Raw genomic sequence first — 19372 nt, 5'->3', positions numbered from 1 at the left:
CATGTCGCACCAATCTGATCTGATCAGCGAGGACATCCTCGCCTACCTGGCCCAGCACGAGCGCAAGGAACTGCTGCGCTTCCTGACCTGCGGCAACGTCGACGATGGCAAGAGCACCCTGATCGGGCGCCTGCTGCACGACTCGAAGATGATCTACGAGGACCACCTCGAGGCCATCACCCGTGATTCGAAGAAAGTCGGCACCACCGGGGAGGAAGTCGACCTGGCACTGCTGGTCGACGGTCTGCAGGCCGAGCGCGAGCAGGGCATCACCATCGATGTCGCCTACCGCTACTTCTCCACCGCCAAGCGCAAGTTCATCATTGCCGACACCCCAGGCCATGAGCAGTACACCCGCAACATGGCTACCGGTGCGTCCACCTGCGACCTGGCGATCATCCTGGTCGACGCCCGCTACGGCGTGCAGACCCAGACTCGCCGCCACAGCTACATTGCCTCGTTGCTGGGCATCAAGCATATCGTGGTCGCGGTCAACAAGATGGACCTCAAGGGCTTCGATCAGGATGTCTTCGAGTCGATCAAGGCCGACTATCTGAAGTTCGCCGAAGCCATCAAGCTGACCCCGAGCAGCCTGCATTTCGTGCCGATGTCGGCGCTCAAGGGCGACAACGTGGTCAACCATAGCGAGCGTTCGCCGTGGTACGCCGGCCCTACGCTGATGGAAATCCTCGAAACCGTCGAAGTGTCGGCCGACCGCAACTTCACCGACCTGCGCTTCCCGGTGCAGTACGTCAACCGTCCGAACCTGAACTTCCGTGGCTTCGCCGGCACCATCGCCAGCGGTGTGGTGCACAAGGGCGACGAAATCGTCGTGCTGCCGTCGGGCAAGAGCAGCCGCGTCAAGTCCATCGTCACCTACGAAGGCGAGCTGGAAAACGCAGGCCCTGGCCAGGCCGTGACCCTGACCATGGAAGACGAGATCGACATCTCCCGTGGCGACCTGCTGGTGCATGCCGACAACGTCCCGCCGGTCACCGACCAGTTCGACGCCATGCTGGTGTGGATGGCCGAGGAGCCGATGCTCCCGGGCAAGAAATACGACATCAAGCGCGCCACCAGCTACGTACCGGGCTCGATTGCCAGCATCACCCACAAGGTTGATGTGAACACTCTGGAGCAGGGCGCTGCCAGCGCGCTACAGCTGAATGAAATCGGCCGCGTCAAGGTGTCCCTGGACGCCTCGATCGCTCTGGACGGTTACGACAGCAACCGCACTACTGGTGCGTTCATCGTCATCGACCGCCTGACCAATGGCACCGTTGGCGCTGGCATGATCATCGCCCCTCCAGTCCTGCCGCACGGCAGCACCGGCCATCATGGCAAGCTGTGCCATGTGGCCACAGAAGAGCGTGCCCTGCGCTTCGGCCAGCAGCCTGCCACCGTGTTGTTCAGCGGCCTGTCCGGCGCTGGCAAGAGCACGTTGGCCTACGCCGTGGAGCGCAAGCTGTTCGACATGGGCCGTGCGGTGTACGTGCTCGACGGCCAGAACCTGCGCCACGACCTGAACAAGGGCTTGCCACAGGACCGCGCCGGCCGCACCGAGAACTGGCGCCGCGCCGCCCATGTGGCGCGCCAGTTCAACGAAGCCGGTCTGCTGACCCTGGCAGCGTTCGTGGCCCCGGATGCCGAAGGCCGCGAACAGGCCAAGGCGTTGATCGGCAAGGAGCGCCTGGTGACCGTTTACGTCCAGGCCTCGCCGCTGGCCTGCCGTGAGCGTGACCCGCAAGGCTTGTACGCTGCTGGTGGCGACAACATCCCGGGCGAAAGCTTCCCGTACGATGTGCCGCTGGACGCAGACCTTGTGATCGACACCCAGGCCACTAGCGTGGACGAGGGCGTGAAACAGGTGCTGGACGTGCTGCGTCAGCGTGGCGCGATCTAAGCGCTAGCCTGTAAGAAAAACCCCGCTTCGGCGGGGTTTTTTGTTTCTCGTTACCGCAGATACAGCGCATGCTTCGGGCTCACGCTGTACCTGTGGGAGCGGGTTCACCCGCGAAGCAGGCGGCGCGGTGGATGGCACCGGCCGTGCCGGTGTTCGCGGCTAAAGCCGCTCCCACAGGGACTGCGCAAGCTTCTGGATTTTTGAGCAAGACAGTTACTCCCGAACGGAGCGCGCAAGTTGTCAGATGTGTTTTTCCGACACCGGTATCACCCGCCGCTCTTTTACCGCCTTGTAGGAAAAGCTCGAATAGATCTCCTTCACCCCCGGCAACCGCTGCAGCACTTCCCGGGTGAACTCCCCAAACGACTCCAGGTCCCGCGCCAGAATCTCCAGCAAGAAGTCGTAGCGCCCGGAGATGTTGTGGCAGGCGACAATCTCGGGAATTTCCATCAGCCGCTGCTCGAACGCCAGCGCCATGTCCTTGGTGTGCGAGTCCATCATGATGCTGACGAACGCGGTCACGCCAAACCCCAGCGACTTGGGCGACAGGATGGCCTGGTAGCCGGTGATGTAGCCGTTGTCCTCCAGCAATTTGACCCGCCGCCAGCACGGCGAGGTGGTCAGCGCTACCTGGTCGGCAAGTTCGGCAACGGTGAGGCGGGCGTTGTCCTGCAGGGCAGCGAGCAGGGCGCGGTCGGTGCGGTCGAGGCTTGAAGGCATGTTTTGCCCTCCTGATCCGGTAATTGTTGTTTTTGTTCCAGAAAGCACGCGTATGCGTGGGTCATTTTGGAAAAATTCGGGCAGCTCGGTGGCATAAGCTTATAGCAAACCACAAGAGGCTGTTGCCATGCGCGACTCCCATAACAACACCGGTTTTTCCACACGGGCCATTCACCATGGCTACGACCCGCTTTCCCACGGTGGCGCCCTGGTGCCGCCGGTGTACCAGACCGCTACTTATGCCTTCCCCACCGTGGAATACGGCGCTGCGTGCTTTGCCGGGGAGGAGTCTGGGCATTTCTACAGTCGCATCTCCAACCCTACCCTGGCCCTGCTGGAACAGCGCATGGCCTCGCTGGAGGGCGGTGAGGCGGGGTTGGCATTGGCATCGGGCATGGGGGCCATCACCTCGACGATCTGGACCCTGCTGCGCCCCGGTGATGAGCTGATCGTCGGGCGTACTTTGTACGGCTGCACCTTTGCCTTCCTTCACCATGGCATTGGCGAATTCGGGGTGAAGATCCGCCATGTAGACCTGAACGATGCCAAAGCCCTGAAAGCGGCGATCAACAGCAAAACGCGGATGATCTATTTCGAAACGCCGGCCAACCCCAACATGCAACTGGTGGATATCGCTGCGGTGGCCGAGGCGGTGTGCGGGCATGATGTGCATGTGGTGGTCGACAACACATACTGCACACCCTACCTGCAGCGGCCGCTGGAGCTGGGGGCGGACCTGGTGGTGCATTCGGCGACCAAGTACCTCAGTGGCCACGGTGATATCACTGCCGGGCTGGTGGTGGGGCGCAAGGCGTTGGTCGACCGCATTCGCCTGGAAGGGCTGAAGGACATGACCGGGGCGGTGCTGTCGCCCCACGATGCAGCGCTGCTGATGCGCGGGATCAAGACCCTGGCCCTGCGCATGGACCGCCATAGTGCCAATGCCCAGCATGTGGCGGAGTTTCTGGCTCGGCAGCCGCAGGTGGAGCTGATTCACTACCCGGGGTTGCCGTCGTTTGCCCAGTACGAGCTGGCGCAGCGGCAGATGCGTTTGCCGGGCGGGATGATCGCATTCGAGCTCAAAGGGGGTATCGAGGCCGGGCGCAGGTTCATGAATGCCCTGCAACTGTTTGCCCGGGCGGTGAGCTTGGGCGATGCCGAGTCACTGGCGCAGCACCCGGCGAGCATGACCCATTCCAGCTATACGCCGCAGGAGCGGGCGCATCACGGGATATCGGAGGGGCTGGTGCGCTTGTCGGTGGGGTTGGAAGATGTGGAGGACCTGCTGGCGGATGTCGAGCAGGCGCTGGAGGCTTGCAGCTAGGTTGCCCGGGCCGGTCTCTTCGCGGGTCAGGCGTAGTATTTGAAACCTGCGCCGACCCGTAGGAGCGGGTTCACCCTCGAAGAGGCCAGTGAATCCAGCCCACAAAAAAGGCCTCTTGCGAGGCCTTGTTCATGTTCGGCAGATCAGCGCTTGAGCCCGTAGCTCTCGTCGAGCATGCCCGGCGAGTTCGGCGCTTTCGGCGCGTAGTCGCGCGGCACTTCGGCGGTGTCTTTCGGAGGGGTCAGGCGGTCACGTGGGCCCTGGCTGCCTTCGGAATGCAGGGCGGCCAGCAGGCGCTGACGGGTCACGTCGTCGAGGGCCAAGGTATTGGCGCCGTCGGCCAGGTGATCCTGGACGTCCTGGTAGCTCTGGGTCAGTTTCTTGACCAGCACGGCAGTGCTGTTGAAGTGGGTGACCACTTCGTTCTGGTAGCTGTCGAAACGCTTCTGGATATCATCCAGCTGACGCTGGGTGCTGCTCGGCGCGGCATTGGGCAGCAGGCGAGCGACGACGAAACCGACCACCACGCCGATGACCAGGGCCAGGGTCGGCAACAACCAAACAAGGAGCGAGAGTTCCACGAGTCCTTCCTCTATAAACGGCTTTGCTTTACGTTAACGGCTCAGACCTGCGCTGTATACCGCGAGCGATCGCAAATCAGAACAGAATTCCTCACCTAGACGAATCGACCCCTCCCGAGGTCACGGAGTAGTGCCTTGCTTGTCCGCGAAACCCCCTTGTTCATCGATGGCCCCAGCGGCCAGCTGGAAGCCTTGTATCTGGATGTGGCCAACGCACGTGGTGCGGTGCTGATCTGCCACCCCAACCCTGTCCAGGGCGGCACCATGCTCAACAAGGTGGTCTCGACCCTGCAACGCACTGCCCGTGATGCCGGTTACGTGACATTGCGGTTCAACTATCGTGGCGTCGGGCAGAGCGCCGGCACCCATGACATGGGCGCTGGCGAGGTGGACGATGCCGAGGCCGCTGCGGCCTGGCTGCGCGAAAAGCATCTGGGCCTGCCGCTGGTGCTGATGGGCTTCTCGTTCGGTGGCTTCGTCGCCATCAGCCTGGCCGGCCGCCTGGAGGCCGCCGGGGTAGAGCTGCAGCAGCTGTTCATGATCGCCCCGGCGGTCATGCGCCTGACGGCGGAATTCCCCTTGCCGCAGCGCTGCCCGATTACCGTGGTGCAGCCGGACGCCGACGAAGTCGTCGCGCCGCAGCTGGTTTACGATTGGTCCGACAGCCTGTCGCGCCCCCATGAGCTGCTGAAAGTGGCAGAATGCGGACACTTCTTCCATGGCAAGCTGACCGATCTGAAGGATCTGCTGCTGCCGCGCCTTTCGAACTGAGCCAAGCCTGAATAAGCGAACACCCATGACCACGCGCATTCTTACCGGTATCACCACCACCGGCACTCCGCACCTGGGCAACTACGCCGGCGCCATCCGCCCGGCGATCCGTGCCAGCCAGCAGCCCGGTGTCGACTCGTTCTACTTCCTGGCCGACTACCACGCCCTGATCAAGTGCGACGACCCGTTGCGCATCCAGCGTTCGCGCCTGGAAATCGCCGCCACTTGGCTGGCCGGTGGTCTCGATCCGGACAAGGTCACCTTCTACCGCCAGTCCGATATCCCGGAAATCCCCGAGCTGACCTGGCTGCTGACCTGCGTCAGCGCCAAGGGCCTGCTCAACCGCGCGCACGCCTACAAGGCCTCGGTGGACAAGAACCTGGAAAACGGCGAAGACCCGGATGCCGGCGTGACCATGGGCCTGTACAGCTACCCGGTGCTCATGGCCGCGGACATCCTGATGTTCAACGCCAACAAGGTGCCTGTCGGCCGTGACCAGATCCAGCACGTGGAAATGGCCCGCGACATTGGCCAGCGTTTCAACCACCTGTTCGGCCAGGGCAAGGACTTCTTCGCCCTGCCGGAAGCGGTGATCGAGGAGAGCGTGGCGACCCTGCCGGGCCTGGACGGGCGCAAGATGTCCAAGAGCTACGACAACACCATCCCGCTGTTCACCAGCGCCAAGGAAATGAAAGACGCCATCTCGCGCATCGTCACCGACTCGCGTGCGCCTGGCGAAGCGAAAGACCCGGACAACGCGCATCTGTTCACCCTGTACCAGGCCTTCTCGACGCCGGCGCAGTGCGCCGAGTTCCGTGAAGAGCTGCTACAGGGCCTGGGTTGGGGGGAGGCCAAGCAGCGCCTGTTCCAGCTGCTGGACGGCCAGTTGGCCGAGAAGCGCGAGTACTACCATCAGCTGATCGCCCGCCCGGCGGACCTGGAAGATATCCTGCTGGCCGGTGCCGCCAAAGCCCGCAAGATCGCCACGCCGTTCCTCGAGCAGCTGCGCGAGGCCGTTGGCCTGCGTTCGTTCCGCAGCAGCGTGCAGGCCAGCACCGAAGTGAAGAAAAAGGCCGCCAAGAGCGCGCGTTTCGTCAGCTTCCGCGATGAAGACGGCAGCTTCCGCTTCCGCCTGCTGGCCGCTGACGGTGAACAACTGCTGCTTTCGCGCAGTTTCGCCGACGGCAAGAGCGCCGGCGCCGTTAGCAAGCAGTTGCAGCAAGGTGGCGAGGCGGATGTGCGCGTCGAAGGCCTGGGCTTCGGCCTGTGGCTGAACGGCGAACAAGTTGCCGACGGGCCGCAGTTCGACAGCGCCGAAGCCCGTGATTCAGCCATCGAAAGCCTGCGTGCAGCGCTTGCGCCTCAACCGGACTGAGGCATTTCGCCTGTAGGAGCGGGTTTACCCGCGAACACCGGCAAAGCTGGTGCCATCCAGCACTTTGTTGGTCTGGATGAGGCATATTGACGCAAGTCTGATTGCCATTAAGCGGGCCTGTCGCTACAGTGACGGCCCGTTTTTTGTTGCCTCGCTAACGAATCATGACGCCCCTAGAACGATATCAAGCAGATCTGAAACGTCCCGACTTCTTCCATGACGCGGCGCAGGAAACTGCGGTGCGTCACCTGCAGCGCCTGTACGACGACCTGGTGCACGCGCAGAACAACAAGCCGGGCGTGTTTGGCAAGCTGTTCGGCAAGAAGGAGCAGACCCCGGTCAAGGGCCTGTACTTCTGGGGTGGGGTAGGGCGCGGCAAGACTTACCTGGTCGATACCTTCTTCGAGGCGCTGCCGTTCAAGCAGAAGATGCGTACGCACTTCCACCGCTTCATGAAGCGTGTGCACGAGGAAATGAAAACCCTCAAGGGCGAGAAGAACCCGCTGACCATCATTGCCAAGCGCTTCAGTGAAGAAGCCAAGGTGATCTGCTTCGATGAATTTTTCGTGTCGGACATTACCGACGCGATGATCCTCGGCACCCTGATGGAAGAGTTGTTCAAGAACGGCGTATCGCTGGTGGCTACTTCCAACATCGTGCCGGACGGCCTGTACAAGGACGGCCTGCAGCGCGCGCGCTTCCTGCCGGCCATTGCCATGATCAAGCAGTACACCGATGTGGTGAACGTCGACAGCGGGGTCGACTACCGCCTGCGTCACCTGGAGCAGGCCGAGTTGTACCATTACCCGCTCGATGAGGCTGCGCACCAGAGCCTGCGCGCAAGCTTCAAGGCGCTGACCCCTGAATGCACCCAGGCGGTCGAGAACGACGTGCTAATGATCGAGAATCGCCCGATCAATGCCCTGCTTACCTGTGACGACGTGGCCTGGTTCGACTTCCGCGCCCTGTGCGACGGCCCCCGCAGCCAGAACGACTACATCGAACTGGGCAAGATTTTCCATGCCGTGCTGTTGAGCAACGTCGAGCAGATGGGCGTCACTACCGACGACATCGCCCGCCGCTTCATCAACATGGTGGACGAGTTCTACGACCGCAACGTCAAGCTGATCATCTCGGCCGAAGTGGAGCTGAAGGACCTGTATACCGGTGGGCGCCTGGCGTTCGAGTTCCAGCGTACCCTGAGCCGCTTGCTGGAAATGCAGTCTCACGAGTTTCTGGCGCGGGCGCACAAGCCTTGACATTCCCGGGGCCGCTTTGCGGCCCATCGCAGGCAAGCCAGCTCCCACAGGTTTAGCGCAGCCCTTGAGACTTATGCAATACCTGTGGGAACTGGCTTGCCTGCGATGGGCTGCAGAGCAGCCCCATTGGCCTCAAGCCTCTTGCATGAACTGTTGCCGATACTGGTTCGGCGACAGCTCGGTATGCTGACGGAACAGCCGCGCAAAGAAACTGGCATCGTCGTATCCGACCTCATAGCTGATGGTCTTGATGCTCTTGCGCGTACTCGACAACAAGCCCTTGGCCGTCTCGATCCGTAGCCGTTGCAGGTAGTGCAGCGGCTTGTCACCCGTCGCGCCCTGGAAGCGGCGCATGAAATTACGAATGCTCATGCCGTGGTTGCGGGCCACGTCCTCGAAGCGGAACTTGTCTGCGAAGTGTTCTTCCAGCCAGTGCTGGATCTGCAGGATGATCAGGTCCTGGTGCAGCTTCTGCCCGCCAAAGCCCATGCGCCCGGGGGTGTAGTTACGCTGCACTTCGTAGAGGATGTCGCGGGATACGGCGCGGGCCACGTTGGCCCCACAGAAGCGTTCGATCAGGTAGATGTACAGGTCGCAGGCCGAGGTGGTGCCGCCGGCGCAGTACAGGTTGTCCGCGTCGGTCAGGTGCTTGTCCTGGTTCAGCCGGATCTTCGGAAAGCGTTCGGCAAAGCTGTTGAAGAAGCGCCAGTAGGTGGTTGCTTCCTTGCCGTCGAGCAGGCCGGACTCTGCCAACCAGAACACGCCACTGGCCTCGGCGCACAGCACAGCGCCACGGGCATGCTGTTCACGCAGCCACGGCAGCACCTGTGGATAACGTTCCAGCAGGTTGTCGAAGTCGTCCCAGAAGGCCGGGAGGATGATCACATCGGCGTCGTCCAGGCCGCCTTCGACTGGCAGCTGCACATTGCTGAAGCTGTCCACGGGCTGGCCGTCCGGGCTTACCAGGCGGATCTCGAACATGGGCTGAAGGCCCAGGCCCAGCTGCTTGCTGTAGCGCAAGCTGGCGAGGTGGAAGAAATCCTTGGCCTGCATCAAGGTCGAAGCGAACACCTTGTCAATGGCCAGGATGCTGACGCGCCGCAGCGACGCGGAGGGTTGGGTAAACATCATTGTCATTGTTCTTATAGGGTAGAGTGGTCAATCACCGGCTGGATCGTCTTATTTTTTGGCGATTGTGTCTAGCCTGTGCAAGAGAGGGTGAGTGCCAACCTGTAGGAGCAGCCTTGCTGCGAAGAGGCCGGTATGGCTGAAGATTGCCTGCGCAAGCAATGGCCTCTTCGCAGCACAAGGCTGCTCCTGCAGGTGCCCCACAGGCCTTGAAGTGGGCACAGGGTCCGGCTCAAGGCGCTGGGTTCGGTTGCTCCTGGTGAATTGCCTCGATCGCCGCCAGTAGCTCATCACTGAGGTTCAGCTCGAGGCTGGCAAGGTTGCTGTCCAGTTGCTCGAGGCTGGTCGCACCAATGATGTTGCTGGTCACGAACGGCTGCCGGGTGACGAATGCCAGAGCCATCTGCGCCGGATCCAGGCCGTGCTCGCGGGCTAGTCGCACATAGCGGCTGCAGGCAGCCACGGTCTGTGGGTTGGAGTAGCGGGCAAAGCGGCTGAACAAGGTCAGGCGCGCGTTTTCCGGGCGTGCGCCGTTCTCGTATTTGCCGGAAAGCATGCCGAACGCCAGCGGCGAATAGGCCAGCAGGCCGCACTGTTCGCGGATGGCCACTTCTGCAAGGCCTACCTCGAAGCTGCGGTTGAGCAGGTTGTACGGGTTCTGGATCGACACCGCTCGCGGCCAGCCGCGGCTTTCGGCCAGCTGCAGGAACTTCATGGTGCCCCATGGCGTTTCGTTGGACAGGCCGATGTGGCGGATCTTGCCCGCGCGCACCTGCTCGTCGAGCACTTCGAGGGTTTCTTCCAGCGGGGTGAAGTGGTCCTGTGGCAGGTGCTGGTAGCCCAGCTTGCCGAAGAAGTTGGTGCTGCGCTCGGGCCAGTGCAGCTGGTACAGGTCGATGCGGTCGGTCTGCAGGCGCTTTAGGCTCTCGTCCAGCGCGGAGACGATGTGCTGGCGGTTGTGCTTGAGCTGGCCGTCGCGGATGTGGCTGATGCCATTGCCGGGACCGGCGACCTTGCTGGCCAGCACCCAGGCGTCGCGATCGCCATTGTCACGGAACCAGTTGCCGATGATGCGCTCGGTGGCGGCGTAGGTTTCGGGGCGGGGCGGCACCGGGTACATCTCGGCGGTGTCTATGAAGTTGACCCCGGCGGCCTTGGCTCGGGCAATCTGTTCGAAGGCCTCGGGCTGGACGTTCTGCTCGCCCCAGGTCATGGTGCCCAGGCACAGGGCGCTGACATTGAGGTCGGTACGGCCGAGCTGGCGGTATTCCATCGGATAGACACTCCTTGACAAAGAATCCCATCAAAGCAGGTTGAAATTTTTCGCGCAATCTGGATAATTCGGCCCCTCTCCGTGTGGCGGAAGTGATGCACCACCACACAGGAAGAACCCCGTCGAACATTGGCGTGCCTGACCCGAGCCCCCAAAAGCGTCAGCGTTCGGCTGCGCGCTTGCCCTTGGCAAGCTGTGCACTATCCAGTAAGATTCGCCGTCTATTTTTCGCTGGGCGGCCTCTGAGGCTTTAGAGAATGAAAACTTTTACTGCTAAACCGGAAACAGTAAAGCGCGAGTGGTTCGTAGTCGACGCCGCTGGCCAGACCCTGGGTCGTCTGGCTACCGAAATCGCTAGCCGTCTGCGTGGCAAACACAAGCCAGAATACACCCCTCACGTTGACACCGGCGACTACATCGTCGTCATCAACGCCGAGCAGGTTCGTGTGACTGGTGCCAAGTCTTCCGACAAGATGTACTACTCCCACTCCGGTTTCCCGGGCGGTATCAAGGAAATCAACTTCGAGAAGTTGATCGCCAAGGCCCCTGAGCGTGTTATCGAAACTGCGGTCAAAGGCATGCTGCCGAAGAACCCGCTGGGTCGCGACATGTACCGCAAGCTGAAAGTGTACGCGGGTGCTGCTCACCCACACACTGCTCAGCAGCCTCAAGAACTGAAGATCTAACGGGATAGTTCATTATGTCGGCGACTCAAAACTACGGCACTGGCCGTCGCAAGACCGCAACCGCTCGCGTATTCCTGCGTCCGGGTACTGGTAACATTTCCATCAACAACCGTTCTCTGGACGTGTTCTTCGGTCGCGAAACCGCTCGCATGGTTGTTCGTCAGCCACTCGAGCTGACCGAAACCGTCGAGAAGTTCGACATCTACGTCACCGTTTCCGGTGGTGGTGTCAGCGGTCAGGCCGGTGCGATCCGTCACGGTATCACCCGCGCTCTGATGGAATACGACGAAACCCTGCGTGGCGCTCTGCGTCGTGCTGGCTACGTCACCCGCGACGCTCGTGAAGTCGAGCGTAAGAAAGTGGGTCTGCGTAAAGCGCGTAAGCGTCCTCAGTACTCCAAGCGTTAATACCGCTTCGGCAGTCGAAAAAAGCCCGGTTCCTTGGAACCGGGCTTTTTTTATGTCTTGGACTAACCTGTCAGCATGTCAGTGACCACTTGTCGCATAGACGCAGATCAAGCAAAGCGCGGGTAGTGTCCCCTGGCTGGGGTATTCACCTTGTCAGTGTGTGGATTTGTTTCTTACCATGGCGACCAATTTTTAGCGCCACTGACACAACCTAAGTACAGGGTCTGGTTCAACAGGCCAAGCAAGCTGATGGGAGAGGACTGAATGAGCAATGACGGCGTCAACGCAGGCCGGCGCCGCTTCCTCGTAGCCGCGACATCTGTAGTCGGGGCAGCGGGGGCAGTGGGGGCTGCGGTACCGTTCGTGGGGTCATGGTTTCCCAGTGCCAAGGCGAAAGCCGCGGGTGCACCGGTGAAGGTCAATATCGCCAAGGTCGAGGCCGGGCAGCAGATGGTGGCCGAGTGGCGTGGCCAGCCGGTGTTCATCGTGCGGCGAACGGACGAGATCCTCGGTAACCTGAAAAAGGTCGTTGGCGACCTGGCTGACCCCGAGTCCAAGGCCTCGGTACAGCCCACCTACGTCGATCCGCAGGTTCGTTCGATCAAGCCGGAAATCCTCATTCTCGTCGGCCTGTGCACACACCTGGGTTGCTCGCCCACCTTCCGCCCGGAAGTCGCACCTGCCGATCTTGGCCCGAAATGGGTCGGTGGCTATTTCTGCCCATGCCACGGCTCCCACTATGATCTGGCCGGCCGTGTCTACAAGTCGCAGCCGGCGCCTCTCAACCTGCCCGTGCCACCGCACTCTTACGAGTCGGACGAGATCGTCGTCATCGGCGTTGACCAGGAGAACGCATGATGAGCAAGTTCATGGACTGGATTGATGCTCGCTTCCCCGCCACCAAGATGTGGGAAGACCACCTGAGCAAGTATTACGCGCCCAAGAACTTCAACTTCCTCTACTTCTTCGGCTCCCTGGCGCTGCTGGTGCTGGTCAATCAGATCGTCACCGGTGTTTGGCTGACCATGAGCTTCACGCCCTCGGCGGAAGAGGCGTTCGCCTCGGTCGAGTACATCATGCGTGACGTGGAATACGGCTGGATCCTGCGCTACCTGCACTCCACCGGTGCATCGGCGTTCTTCATCGTGGTCTACCTGCACATGTTCCGCGGCCTGCTCTACGGCTCCTACCAGAAACCGCGTGAACTGGTGTGGCTGTTCGGCATGCTGATCTACCTGGCGCTGATGGCCGAAGCCTTCATGGGCTACCTGCTGCCGTGGGGCCAGATGTCGTACTGGGGAGCCCAGGTGATCATCTCGCTGTTCGGCGCCATTCCGGTGATCGGTGGCGACCTCACCCAGTGGATTCGCGGTGACTACCTGATCTCGGGCATCACCCTGAACCGCTTCTTCGCCCTGCACGTGGTCGCCCTGCCGATCGTGATTCTCGGCCTGGTGGTGCTGCACATCCTCGCCCTGCACGAAGTGGGTTCGAACAACCCCGATGGCGTCGACATCAAGAAGAAAAAGGACGAAAACGGTATCCCGCTGGATGGCATCCCGTTCCACCCGTACTACACCGTCAAGGACATTGTCGGCGTGGTGGTATTCCTGTTCGTGTTCTGCGCCGTGGTGTTCTTCTTCCCGGAAATGGGCGGCTACTTCCTGGAGAAGCCTAACTTCGAGCAGGCCAACGCCTTCAAGACCCCGGAGCACATTGCGCCTGTGTGGTACTTCACACCGTTTTACGCGATCCTGCGTGCGGTGCCTGACAAGCTGATGGGCGTCATCGCCATGGGGGCGGCCATTGCCGTGCTGTTCGTACTGCCCTGGCTCGACCGCAGCCCGGTGCGTTCCATGCGCTACAAGGGCTGGATCAGCAAGCTCTTCCTGCTGGTGTTCTGCGTGGCCTTCGTCATCCTCGGCGTGCTGGGCGTACTGGCACCGACACCTGGGCGTACCTTGCTTTCGCAGGTGTGCACGGTGTTGTACTTCGCCTACTTCCTGCTTATGCCGTTCTACACAAGGCTCGAGAAGACCAAACCGGTTCCGGAAAGGGTGACTGGCTGATGAAAAAGTTGATTGCAGTATTTTTGCTGGCAGTGATGCCTGCCTTTTCCTTTGCGGCCGAAACGGGCCTGGAGCTGGACAAGGTCGACATCGACCTGACCGACAAGGCCGCCATGCAGGACGGTGCGCGTACTTTTGCCAACTATTGCATGGGCTGCCACAGTGCCAAGTTCCAGCGTTACGAGCGGGTGGCTGATGACCTGGGCATCCCCCACGAGCTGATGCTCGAGAAGCTGGTGTTCACCGGTGCCAAGATCGGTGACCACATGCAAATCGGCATGAAACCCAGTGACGCCAAGACCTGGTTCGGCGCTGCACCACCCGACCTGACCCTGGTAGCCCGGGTGCGTGGCACCGACTGGCTGTACACATACCTGCGCAGTTTCTATGAGGACCCGTCGCGGCCTTATGGGGTAAACAACAAAGTGTTCCCGAACGTCGGCATGCCCAACGTACTGGTTGGCCTGCAGGGCAACCAGCACATCGGCTGCAAACAGGTGCAGACCGTGGCCGATGGCAAGAAGCAATTCGACCCATTGACCGGCACCCCGATCACCCATGAAGCGTGCGACCAGCTGACCATTACACCGAATTCCGGTACCCTGACGACCGAGCAGTTCGACGAGAAGGTCAAGAACCTGGTGACCTTCCTGGCCTATTCGGCCAACCCGGTCAAACTGGAAAGCCAGCGCATCGGTACCTACGTGTTGCTGTATCTGGCTTTCTTCTTCGTATTCGCCTACTTGCTCAAGCGTGAATACTGGAAGGACGTGCACTGATCACGCAGTAGTTTCTGGTTGTTGAACGCGCCCGTGGTGGCCTGGCAGATCTGCCAGGTCACCACGGGCGCGTTTTCATTTACAGTTTCACAAGCATCCCGTGCGAGGAGGCGCTACATGGGCGCAACCAACAGGTTAGCCTGCTATTCCGACCCCGCTGATCACTATTCTCATCGGGTACGCCTTGTGCTGGCCGAGAAGGGTATCAGCGTGCAGGTCATCGATGTCGACCCCAGCCGCCTGCCGCCCAAGCTGGCCGAGGTGAACCCTTACGGCAGCGTGCCGACCCTGGTCGACCGTGACCTGGCGCTGTATGAATCGACCGTGGTGATGGAATACCTCGAGGAGCGTTATCCGCATCCGCCGCTGATGCCGGTGTACCCGGTTGCGCGGGGCAACAGCCGCTTGCTGATGCATCGCATCCAGCGTGACTGGTGCTCCCTGGCCGATACCGTGCTCGACTCGCGCAGCAGCGAGGCTGCCCGAGCCGAAGCGCGCAAGGAATTGCGTGAGAGCCTGACCGGGGTTTCGCCGTTGTTCGGCGAATACGCCTGCTTCATGAGTGAGGAGCAAAGTCTGGTCGATTGTTGTCTATTGCCCATACTCTGGCGGTTGCCAGTGTTGGGCATCGAGCTGCCGCGGCAAGCCAAGCCGCTGCTGGATTACATGGAGCGGCAGTTCGCCCGCGAGCCTTTCCAGGCGAGCCTGTCCTCCGTAGAACGTGAAATGCGCAAGCTTTAAGGAGCCGTTGATGAACTCCAGTCGCCCCTATCTGGTTCGAGCACTGTACGAGTGGATCGTCGACAACGATTGCACGCCCCATATGCTGGTCAATGCCGAATTCCCAAAGGTACAGGTGCCGGACGGTTTCGCCAGTGATGGCCAGATCGTATTGAACATCTCGCCAAGCGCCGTGCGCAGCCTGCACATGGACAACGACGCGGTCAGCTTCGAGGGCCGCTTCGGTGGCGTGGCTCACTCGCTGTTCGTGCCGGTTGGTGCCATTCTGGGTATCTACGCCCGCGAAAATGGCCAAGGTATGGTCTTCGAACTGGAGCCGCCCGTGATGGATGACGATGAGCCGGAAGATGATGATGTGCAGCCGGACGACAATGGCCCGCCAGAAGGTGGTGGCCAGCCGCCACGCCCGACTGGTCGACCAAGCCTGAAAGTGGTCAAGTAATAAAAAGGCGATCCAACCGGATCGCCTTTTTTGTTGCTGCCAACCCTGGCTTACAGGTCGCTGATGGTGCGTACCTGATCCTTGTTGATGCGGGTACGCTTGCCGTCGAGTTGCTGGAACTCGTAGAAGCCGGCGTCGCGGTCGAACTTCGGTGCGTCGACGGCCTGGATTTCACGGCCATCGTTGAGGGTGATCAGGCTTGGGGTGGAGCAGCCGGCCAAGGTGGCGAAAGTGCCGAACAGCAGGGCGGGCAGCAGAAGCTTTTTCATGCGGTGTTTCCTGGATTTCTGAAAGGTGGGGCAGTGTTGTCGCCTTTGCTGGCCTTTTCGCGGGTAAAGCCGCTCCCACACAGGAATACAACAAGCCTTGAAAGCTGTGAGATCCCTGTGGGGGCGGGTTTACCCGCGAAAAGGCCGACGCAGGCAATCAGTGAATCAGTCGATGTACTCGAACAGCTTGACGATCTTCTGCACACCCGACACGCCCTGTACCACGGCCGTGGCCGAGTTGGCCTCCTGCTGGGTCACCAGGCCGAGCAGGTAGACGATGCCGTTCTCGGTAATCACCTTGATGCGCGAGCTTGGCACGGCATTGTCGGTCAGCATCTGGGCTTTGATCTTGGTGGTCAGCCAGGCGTCGTTGTTGCGGGCCAGGATGGAGGAGGGCTGCATTACCTGCAGCTCGTTGTGCACTTTCTTGACCCGCTGTACCTGGCTGGCAGTCTGCTCGGCAAGGCTCTTGAGTTCGGCGCGCGGGGTCTGGCCGGCCAGCAGGACGATGCCGTTGTAGCTGCTGACAACGATGTGCGAACCTTTGTCCAGGTCAGGGCTGGCTTTGGCGATGTTGACCGAGGCCTTGGTTTCGATCAGCGAGTCGTCGATCTTGCTGCCGATGGTGCGAGTGCCGCGATCGTCCTCGATCGGCGAATTGCGGGTAGAGGTCAGTACCGAGCTGCAACCAGTGACGCTCAGGCACAGGGTCAGGGCCATAAGGCCGAGGCGCATAGGGGTCATTCTTCACTCCCGAACAGTTGGCTGTCGATCAGATCACACAGGCAGTGGATCGCCAGCAGGTGGACTTCCTGGATACGCGCGGTAACCGTCGAAGGCACGCGGATTTCCACGTCTTCGGGCAGCAGCAACGAAGCCATGCCGCCGCCGTCGCGACCAGTCAATGCTACGACAATCATTTCGCGGTCATGTGCGGCCTGGATCGCCTGGATCACGTTGGCCGAGTTGCCGCTGGTAGAGATCGCCAGCAGAACGTCACCGGGCTGGCCCAGCGCGCGGATCTGCTTGGAAAAGACTTCGTTGTAGCTGTAGTCATTGGCGATCGAGGTCAGGGTGGAGCTGTCGGTGGTCAGCGCAATGGCCGGCAGGCTCGGGCGTTCGCGCTCGAAGCGGTTGAGCAGCTCCGAGGAAAAGTGCTGGGCATCGCCAGCCGAGCCGCCGTTGCCGCAGGCGAGCATCTTGCCCTCGTTGAGCAGTGCATTGACCATGACCAGGCTGGCCTGCTCGATGTGCGGTGCCAGGATGTCCATTGCCTGTTGCTTGGTATCGATGCTGGCCTGGAACAGCCGGCGAATTCGGGATTGCATGTCCATCTGGTGACCTTAAGTGGGGCGGTGGCCTTTGCTACGCGCAACAACGACCAGCCCGCGAAACATAGAGCAAAAAAACGGAGTGGGTTCAGCATTCGAAGGCGTTTTTCAGCCATTGAAGCGGTCTGCCTGCATGGTGGCTGCCCTGCAGGGCGACTACGTCGAAGCGGCAAGGGTGGTTGCCCCAGTGGGGCTCCTTCTGCAAGAACAGGCTGGCGGCAAGCACCAACCGTTTCTGCTTGCGCCCGTCGATACTGCCGAGGGCGCCACCGAAGCCGGCGTGCAACCGGTAGCGGACTTCGACGAATACTACTGTATCGGCGTCGAGCATGACCAGATCAAGCTCACCGCCTTTGCATCGCCAGTTGCGCGCCAGCAGTTGCAGGCCCTGCCCTTGAAGGTACTCAAGGGCCTGGGTTTCCGCTGCCTGGCCGGCGCTGGTAGGCGACGCTGCTGCCATCAGCGAGCGGTATCAGGCAGGCGCTGGACCTGGCCGCCGACGAACTCGGCCCAAGGCAGCTGGCGCTCGACACGCTGGTTGGCGTTCATGCTCAGGCTGCCCGAAAGGCCCAGTACGCGATTGTCCGGCAGCGCTTTCAGCTGGCCCAGGCGCGGCGCCAGGCTGTAAGCGTCGACGCCCATGGCATACAAGCGGCCCAGGCTGCCGGCGGCTTGCGGCCACTGCTGCACCACCTGCTGGCGCAGGCTGTTGCTGGTATCGAGCAGCCACGGGGTTTCGCAGAAGCGGATACCGTTCATGTCTTTGTACTGGTTGACGTCACCACTGGCACTGTACAGGTTGGAGGTGGCGTAGACCGGTACGTCACCGGCGTATTGGAAGTTCAGGGTCGGCTTGATCTGCTGCGCCTGTTGCGGGGTCGAGGCGAGGAAGATGAAGTCGATGTCCTGGCGGCGCGACGGCTGCGCGGCGATGCTGCCGCCTACCGTGCTCTGCAAGCTCTTGGCGCGGCCTTCGCTCTGGCGCAGCTGGAACAGGTCGGCAATCTGCTGTGCCAGTGCAACCGGCTGGGCGATGCGCTCGGCGGCGAGCAGGGTGCCACCGTTGCCTTCCCAGTCCTGGCGGAAGGCGGCAAGCACGCGGTCGCCCCATTCGCCGCTCGGCACCAGGGCCACGGCGCGGACCATGCCATCGGCGCGGGCGCGGCGGGCCACTTCACGGGCTTCGTCTTCGGCAGCCAGGCCGAACTGGAACAGTTGCGGCGGCGCCTTCTGGCCGGCGTCGGCGTAATTCAGGGCCAGGGTGGTGATCGGTAGTTGTGGCTTGGCAGCCAGTTGCTTGACCAGCGGTTTCTCCAGCGGGCCGATGACCAGCTGTACGCCTGCGGCCTGTGCCTGGCGATAGAAGTCGTCGAGCGAGCCGATGCGCGAACTGTCGAATACCTGCACGGCTGGCGCCTGCTGGCCGGCTTGCTGAGCCTGGAAGTGCGCAGCCATGAAGCCGTCACGCAGGGCGCGGGCAACACCAGCCAGTGGGCCTTCCTGGGGCAGCAGCAGGGCAATCTTGGTCAGCGGCTGGCTGGCCAGTTCCTTGAGCTTGGTCAGTGCCAGCGGCAGTTGCTGGGCGGCCGGGTGGTCAGGGTGCTGTTTGACCCAGGCGTCGATAGCCGCTTGCTGCTGCTCCAGGGTGCCGGCACTTTTTACCGCGAAGGCCAGGCTGGTCCAGCCGGCCAGGGTCTGGTCGTTGCCAGGCTGCTGCAATTGCTCTGCCGGCAGCGAGGCGACCAAGGCCCAGATGGCGTCATTGTTGGCGCTGGCGGCCTGGCCGCTGAGCAGCGGAGCCAGCAGCACGCGCTGTTGCGCGGCGGCCAGGGTCTGGCCATCGGCTTCGAGGGCGGCCGCGTGCACGCTGTAGGTGCGCGCTTGTTGGTCTTCCGGCAGTTCGGCGACGCGCTGCAGGCTGGGGTGGGCCAGGGCGGTCAGGGCAGCCTTGGGCTGGTTGCGGCTCATGGCCAGCTCGGCACCGAGGGTGCTGGCGAACACTTGCTGGGCCGGCTTTAGCGTTTCCAGCGGCACCAGCTCGAGAATGCGTGCGGCGCGTGGGAAGTCCTTCTGCTTGTAGGCCAGGTCGGCTGCGCTCAGGCGCAGCAGCGCGGCGTCTTCCGCGGACTTGCTGGACGCCGCCTTTTCGAGCAGTTGCTCGATGCTGGCGTCCGGGGTGCGCGGCAGCTCGCCCAGGCTGGATGAGGGCGAGCTGGCGCAGGCTGCCAGCAGGGCGGCAAGGCAGAGGGCTGTGAACAGCCGCAGGCAAGCGATCATGTAAAGGTCCTGTTACTCGATCAAGTTGGCCGGCAAT

The 19372-nt window shown here is 61.8% G+C and carries 21 protein-coding genes; 12 read left to right on the top strand and 9 right to left on the bottom strand.

The window, feature by feature from the left end; all coding sequences use genetic code 11:
* Nucleotide 1 precedes the first annotated feature (1 nt).
* Entirely contained in the window at nucleotides 2-1903 is a 1902-nt protein-coding gene (gene cysN / locus V3314_RS25595) for a sulfate adenylyltransferase subunit CysN (RefSeq protein WP_046616504.1), read from the top strand.
* A gap of 240 nt (nucleotides 1904-2143) precedes the next feature.
* Here cysN and V3314_RS25590 read toward each other — a convergent pair whose 3' ends face one another.
* Complete coding sequence (locus tag V3314_RS25590; RefSeq protein ID WP_016498026.1) at nucleotides 2144-2623, bottom strand: Lrp/AsnC family transcriptional regulator; 480 nt, start codon at nucleotides 2621-2623, stop codon at nucleotides 2144-2146.
* Between the two features lie 127 nt (nucleotides 2624-2750).
* Here V3314_RS25590 and V3314_RS25585 point away from each other — a divergent pair, with 127 nt between their 5' ends.
* Nucleotides 2751-3947 (top strand): methionine gamma-lyase, encoded by a 1197-nt coding sequence (locus V3314_RS25585; RefSeq protein ID WP_338459782.1) that lies wholly within the window; start codon nucleotides 2751-2753, stop codon nucleotides 3945-3947.
* Nucleotides 3948-4090: 143 nt separating this feature from the next.
* Here V3314_RS25585 and V3314_RS25580 read toward each other — a convergent pair whose 3' ends face one another.
* Complete coding sequence (locus tag V3314_RS25580; RefSeq protein ID WP_025340565.1) at nucleotides 4091-4528, bottom strand: DUF1043 family protein; 438 nt, start codon at nucleotides 4526-4528, stop codon at nucleotides 4091-4093.
* 135 nt (nucleotides 4529-4663) lie between these two features.
* Here V3314_RS25580 and V3314_RS25575 point away from each other — a divergent pair, with 135 nt between their 5' ends.
* From V3314_RS25575 to zapE, 3 genes are all read left to right on the top strand, one after another.
* Nucleotides 4664-5299, top strand: coding sequence for an alpha/beta fold hydrolase (locus tag V3314_RS25575; RefSeq protein ID WP_085601201.1), 636 nt, complete (start codon nucleotides 4664-4666; stop codon nucleotides 5297-5299).
* A 25-nt stretch (nucleotides 5300-5324) separates the two neighbouring features.
* Nucleotides 5325-6674 (top strand): tryptophan--tRNA ligase, encoded by a 1350-nt coding sequence (locus V3314_RS25570; protein WP_046616508.1) that lies wholly within the window; start codon nucleotides 5325-5327, stop codon nucleotides 6672-6674.
* A 164-nt stretch (nucleotides 6675-6838) separates the two neighbouring features.
* Entirely contained in the window at nucleotides 6839-7933 is a 1095-nt protein-coding gene (zapE, locus tag V3314_RS25565) for a cell division protein ZapE (protein WP_046616509.1), read from the top strand.
* Between the two features lie 132 nt (nucleotides 7934-8065).
* On the opposite strand, the gene V3314_RS25560 is transcribed toward zapE, so the two are convergent.
* Both V3314_RS25560 and V3314_RS25555 read right to left on the bottom strand, forming a co-directional pair.
* Nucleotides 8066-8986, bottom strand: coding sequence for a GlxA family transcriptional regulator (locus tag V3314_RS25560; RefSeq protein WP_338460334.1), 921 nt, complete (start codon nucleotides 8984-8986; stop codon nucleotides 8066-8068).
* 307 nt (nucleotides 8987-9293) lie between these two features.
* Entirely contained in the window at nucleotides 9294-10334 is a 1041-nt protein-coding gene (locus V3314_RS25555; RefSeq protein WP_046616510.1) for an NADP(H)-dependent aldo-keto reductase, read from the bottom strand.
* A 257-nt stretch (nucleotides 10335-10591) separates the two neighbouring features.
* Between V3314_RS25555 and rplM the strand changes: the two genes are divergently transcribed.
* From rplM to V3314_RS25520, 7 genes are all read left to right on the top strand, one after another.
* A complete protein-coding gene (rplM, locus tag V3314_RS25550; protein ID WP_003260798.1) occupies nucleotides 10592-11020 on the top strand; it encodes a 50S ribosomal protein L13 in 429 nt (142 codons plus the stop codon).
* Between the two features lie 14 nt (nucleotides 11021-11034).
* A complete protein-coding gene (gene rpsI, locus V3314_RS25545; protein ID WP_003260797.1) occupies nucleotides 11035-11427 on the top strand; it encodes a 30S ribosomal protein S9 in 393 nt (130 codons plus the stop codon).
* Between the two features lie 264 nt (nucleotides 11428-11691).
* The gene (gene petA, locus V3314_RS25540) at nucleotides 11692-12285 is read left to right on the top strand and encodes a ubiquinol-cytochrome c reductase iron-sulfur subunit (protein ID WP_015271723.1); all 594 of its coding nucleotides are present in this window, start codon (nucleotides 11692-11694) and stop codon (nucleotides 12283-12285) included.
* Nucleotides 12285-13496, top strand: coding sequence for a cytochrome bc complex cytochrome b subunit (locus V3314_RS25535; RefSeq protein WP_025340560.1), 1212 nt, complete (start codon nucleotides 12285-12287; stop codon nucleotides 13494-13496). The genes petA and V3314_RS25535 overlap by 1 nt, the downstream gene beginning before the upstream one ends.
* The gene (locus tag V3314_RS25530) at nucleotides 13496-14275 is read left to right on the top strand and encodes a cytochrome c1 (RefSeq protein ID WP_046616512.1); all 780 of its coding nucleotides are present in this window, start codon (nucleotides 13496-13498) and stop codon (nucleotides 14273-14275) included. The genes V3314_RS25535 and V3314_RS25530 overlap by 1 nt, the downstream gene beginning before the upstream one ends.
* A 117-nt stretch (nucleotides 14276-14392) precedes the next feature.
* Nucleotides 14393-15016, top strand: a complete 624-nt coding sequence (locus tag V3314_RS25525; protein ID WP_046616513.1) for a glutathione S-transferase N-terminal domain-containing protein — start codon at nucleotides 14393-14395, stop codon at nucleotides 15014-15016.
* A 10-nt stretch (nucleotides 15017-15026) separates the two neighbouring features.
* Complete coding sequence (locus V3314_RS25520) at nucleotides 15027-15458, top strand: ClpXP protease specificity-enhancing factor (protein ID WP_046616515.1); 432 nt, start codon at nucleotides 15027-15029, stop codon at nucleotides 15456-15458.
* 50 nt (nucleotides 15459-15508) lie between these two features.
* On the opposite strand, the gene V3314_RS25515 is transcribed toward V3314_RS25520, so the two are convergent.
* The 5 genes from V3314_RS25515 to V3314_RS25495 form a co-directional block, all read right to left on the bottom strand.
* Entirely contained in the window at nucleotides 15509-15727 is a 219-nt protein-coding gene (locus V3314_RS25515) for a YgdI/YgdR family lipoprotein (RefSeq protein WP_046616516.1), read from the bottom strand.
* Between the two features lie 165 nt (nucleotides 15728-15892).
* Nucleotides 15893-16471: a BON domain-containing protein gene (locus V3314_RS25510; RefSeq protein ID WP_046616517.1), complete on the bottom strand. Its 579-nt coding sequence runs from the start codon at nucleotides 16469-16471 to the stop codon at nucleotides 15893-15895.
* Entirely contained in the window at nucleotides 16468-17061 is a 594-nt protein-coding gene (locus tag V3314_RS25505) for a phosphoheptose isomerase (protein ID WP_012274070.1), read from the bottom strand. The genes V3314_RS25510 and V3314_RS25505 overlap by 4 nt, the downstream gene beginning before the upstream one ends.
* 85 nt (nucleotides 17062-17146) lie before the next feature.
* Nucleotides 17147-17518 carry a YraN family protein gene (locus tag V3314_RS25500; protein WP_013974121.1) on the bottom strand — a complete coding sequence of 124 codons (372 nt, stop codon included), beginning with the start codon at nucleotides 17516-17518 and terminating at the stop codon, nucleotides 17147-17149.
* Complete coding sequence (locus V3314_RS25495) at nucleotides 17518-19335, bottom strand: penicillin-binding protein activator (protein WP_046616518.1); 1818 nt, start codon at nucleotides 19333-19335, stop codon at nucleotides 17518-17520. The genes V3314_RS25500 and V3314_RS25495 overlap by 1 nt, the downstream gene beginning before the upstream one ends.
* Nucleotides 19336-19372: the final 37 nt, after the last annotated feature.

It is taken from the genome of Pseudomonas sp. TE3-3-F2023, from assembly GCF_036784815.1.
GTDB classification, from domain to species: Bacteria; Pseudomonadota; Gammaproteobacteria; order Pseudomonadales; family Pseudomonadaceae; genus Aquipseudomonas; species Aquipseudomonas pudica.
Note: the sequence above shows the minus strand (reverse complement) of the source record. Positions and strands in the feature narration are given on the sequence as shown.

What these genes read in the sequence shown, in the direction of transcription:
- cysN (WP_046616504.1), top strand. Translation starts at nt 2, where the DNA reads ATGTCGCACCAATCTGATCTGATCAGCGAGGACATCCTCGCCTACCTG.
- V3314_RS25590 (WP_016498026.1), bottom strand. Translation starts at nt 2,623, where the DNA reads ATGCCTTCAAGCCTCGACCGCACCGACCGCGCCCTGCTCGCTGCCCTG.
- V3314_RS25585 (WP_338459782.1), top strand. Translation starts at nt 2,751, where the DNA reads ATGCGCGACTCCCATAACAACACCGGTTTTTCCACACGGGCCATTCAC.
- V3314_RS25570 (WP_046616508.1), top strand. Translation starts at nt 5,325, where the DNA reads ATGACCACGCGCATTCTTACCGGTATCACCACCACCGGCACTCCGCAC.
- zapE (WP_046616509.1), top strand. Translation starts at nt 6,839, where the DNA reads ATGACGCCCCTAGAACGATATCAAGCAGATCTGAAACGTCCCGACTTC.
- V3314_RS25560 (WP_338460334.1), bottom strand. Translation starts at nt 8,986, where the DNA reads ATGCAGGCCAAGGATTTCTTCCACCTCGCCAGCTTGCGCTACAGCAAG.
- V3314_RS25555 (WP_046616510.1), bottom strand. Translation starts at nt 10,334, where the DNA reads ATGGAATACCGCCAGCTCGGCCGTACCGACCTCAATGTCAGCGCCCTG.
- rplM (WP_003260798.1), top strand. Translation starts at nt 10,592, where the DNA reads ATGAAAACTTTTACTGCTAAACCGGAAACAGTAAAGCGCGAGTGGTTC.
- rpsI (WP_003260797.1), top strand. Translation starts at nt 11,035, where the DNA reads ATGTCGGCGACTCAAAACTACGGCACTGGCCGTCGCAAGACCGCAACC.
- petA (WP_015271723.1), top strand. Translation starts at nt 11,692, where the DNA reads ATGAGCAATGACGGCGTCAACGCAGGCCGGCGCCGCTTCCTCGTAGCC.
- V3314_RS25535 (WP_025340560.1), top strand. Translation starts at nt 12,285, where the DNA reads ATGAGCAAGTTCATGGACTGGATTGATGCTCGCTTCCCCGCCACCAAG.
- V3314_RS25530 (WP_046616512.1), top strand. Translation starts at nt 13,496, where the DNA reads ATGAAAAAGTTGATTGCAGTATTTTTGCTGGCAGTGATGCCTGCCTTT.
- V3314_RS25525 (WP_046616513.1), top strand. Translation starts at nt 14,393, where the DNA reads ATGGGCGCAACCAACAGGTTAGCCTGCTATTCCGACCCCGCTGATCAC.
- V3314_RS25520 (WP_046616515.1), top strand. Translation starts at nt 15,027, where the DNA reads ATGAACTCCAGTCGCCCCTATCTGGTTCGAGCACTGTACGAGTGGATC.
- V3314_RS25515 (WP_046616516.1), bottom strand. Translation starts at nt 15,727, where the DNA reads ATGAAAAAGCTTCTGCTGCCCGCCCTGCTGTTCGGCACTTTCGCCACC.
- V3314_RS25510 (WP_046616517.1), bottom strand. Translation starts at nt 16,471, where the DNA reads ATGACCCCTATGCGCCTCGGCCTTATGGCCCTGACCCTGTGCCTGAGC.
- V3314_RS25505 (WP_012274070.1), bottom strand. Translation starts at nt 17,061, where the DNA reads ATGGACATGCAATCCCGAATTCGCCGGCTGTTCCAGGCCAGCATCGAT.
- V3314_RS25500 (WP_013974121.1), bottom strand. Translation starts at nt 17,518, where the DNA reads ATGGCAGCAGCGTCGCCTACCAGCGCCGGCCAGGCAGCGGAAACCCAG.
- V3314_RS25495 (WP_046616518.1), bottom strand. Translation starts at nt 19,335, where the DNA reads ATGATCGCTTGCCTGCGGCTGTTCACAGCCCTCTGCCTTGCCGCCCTG.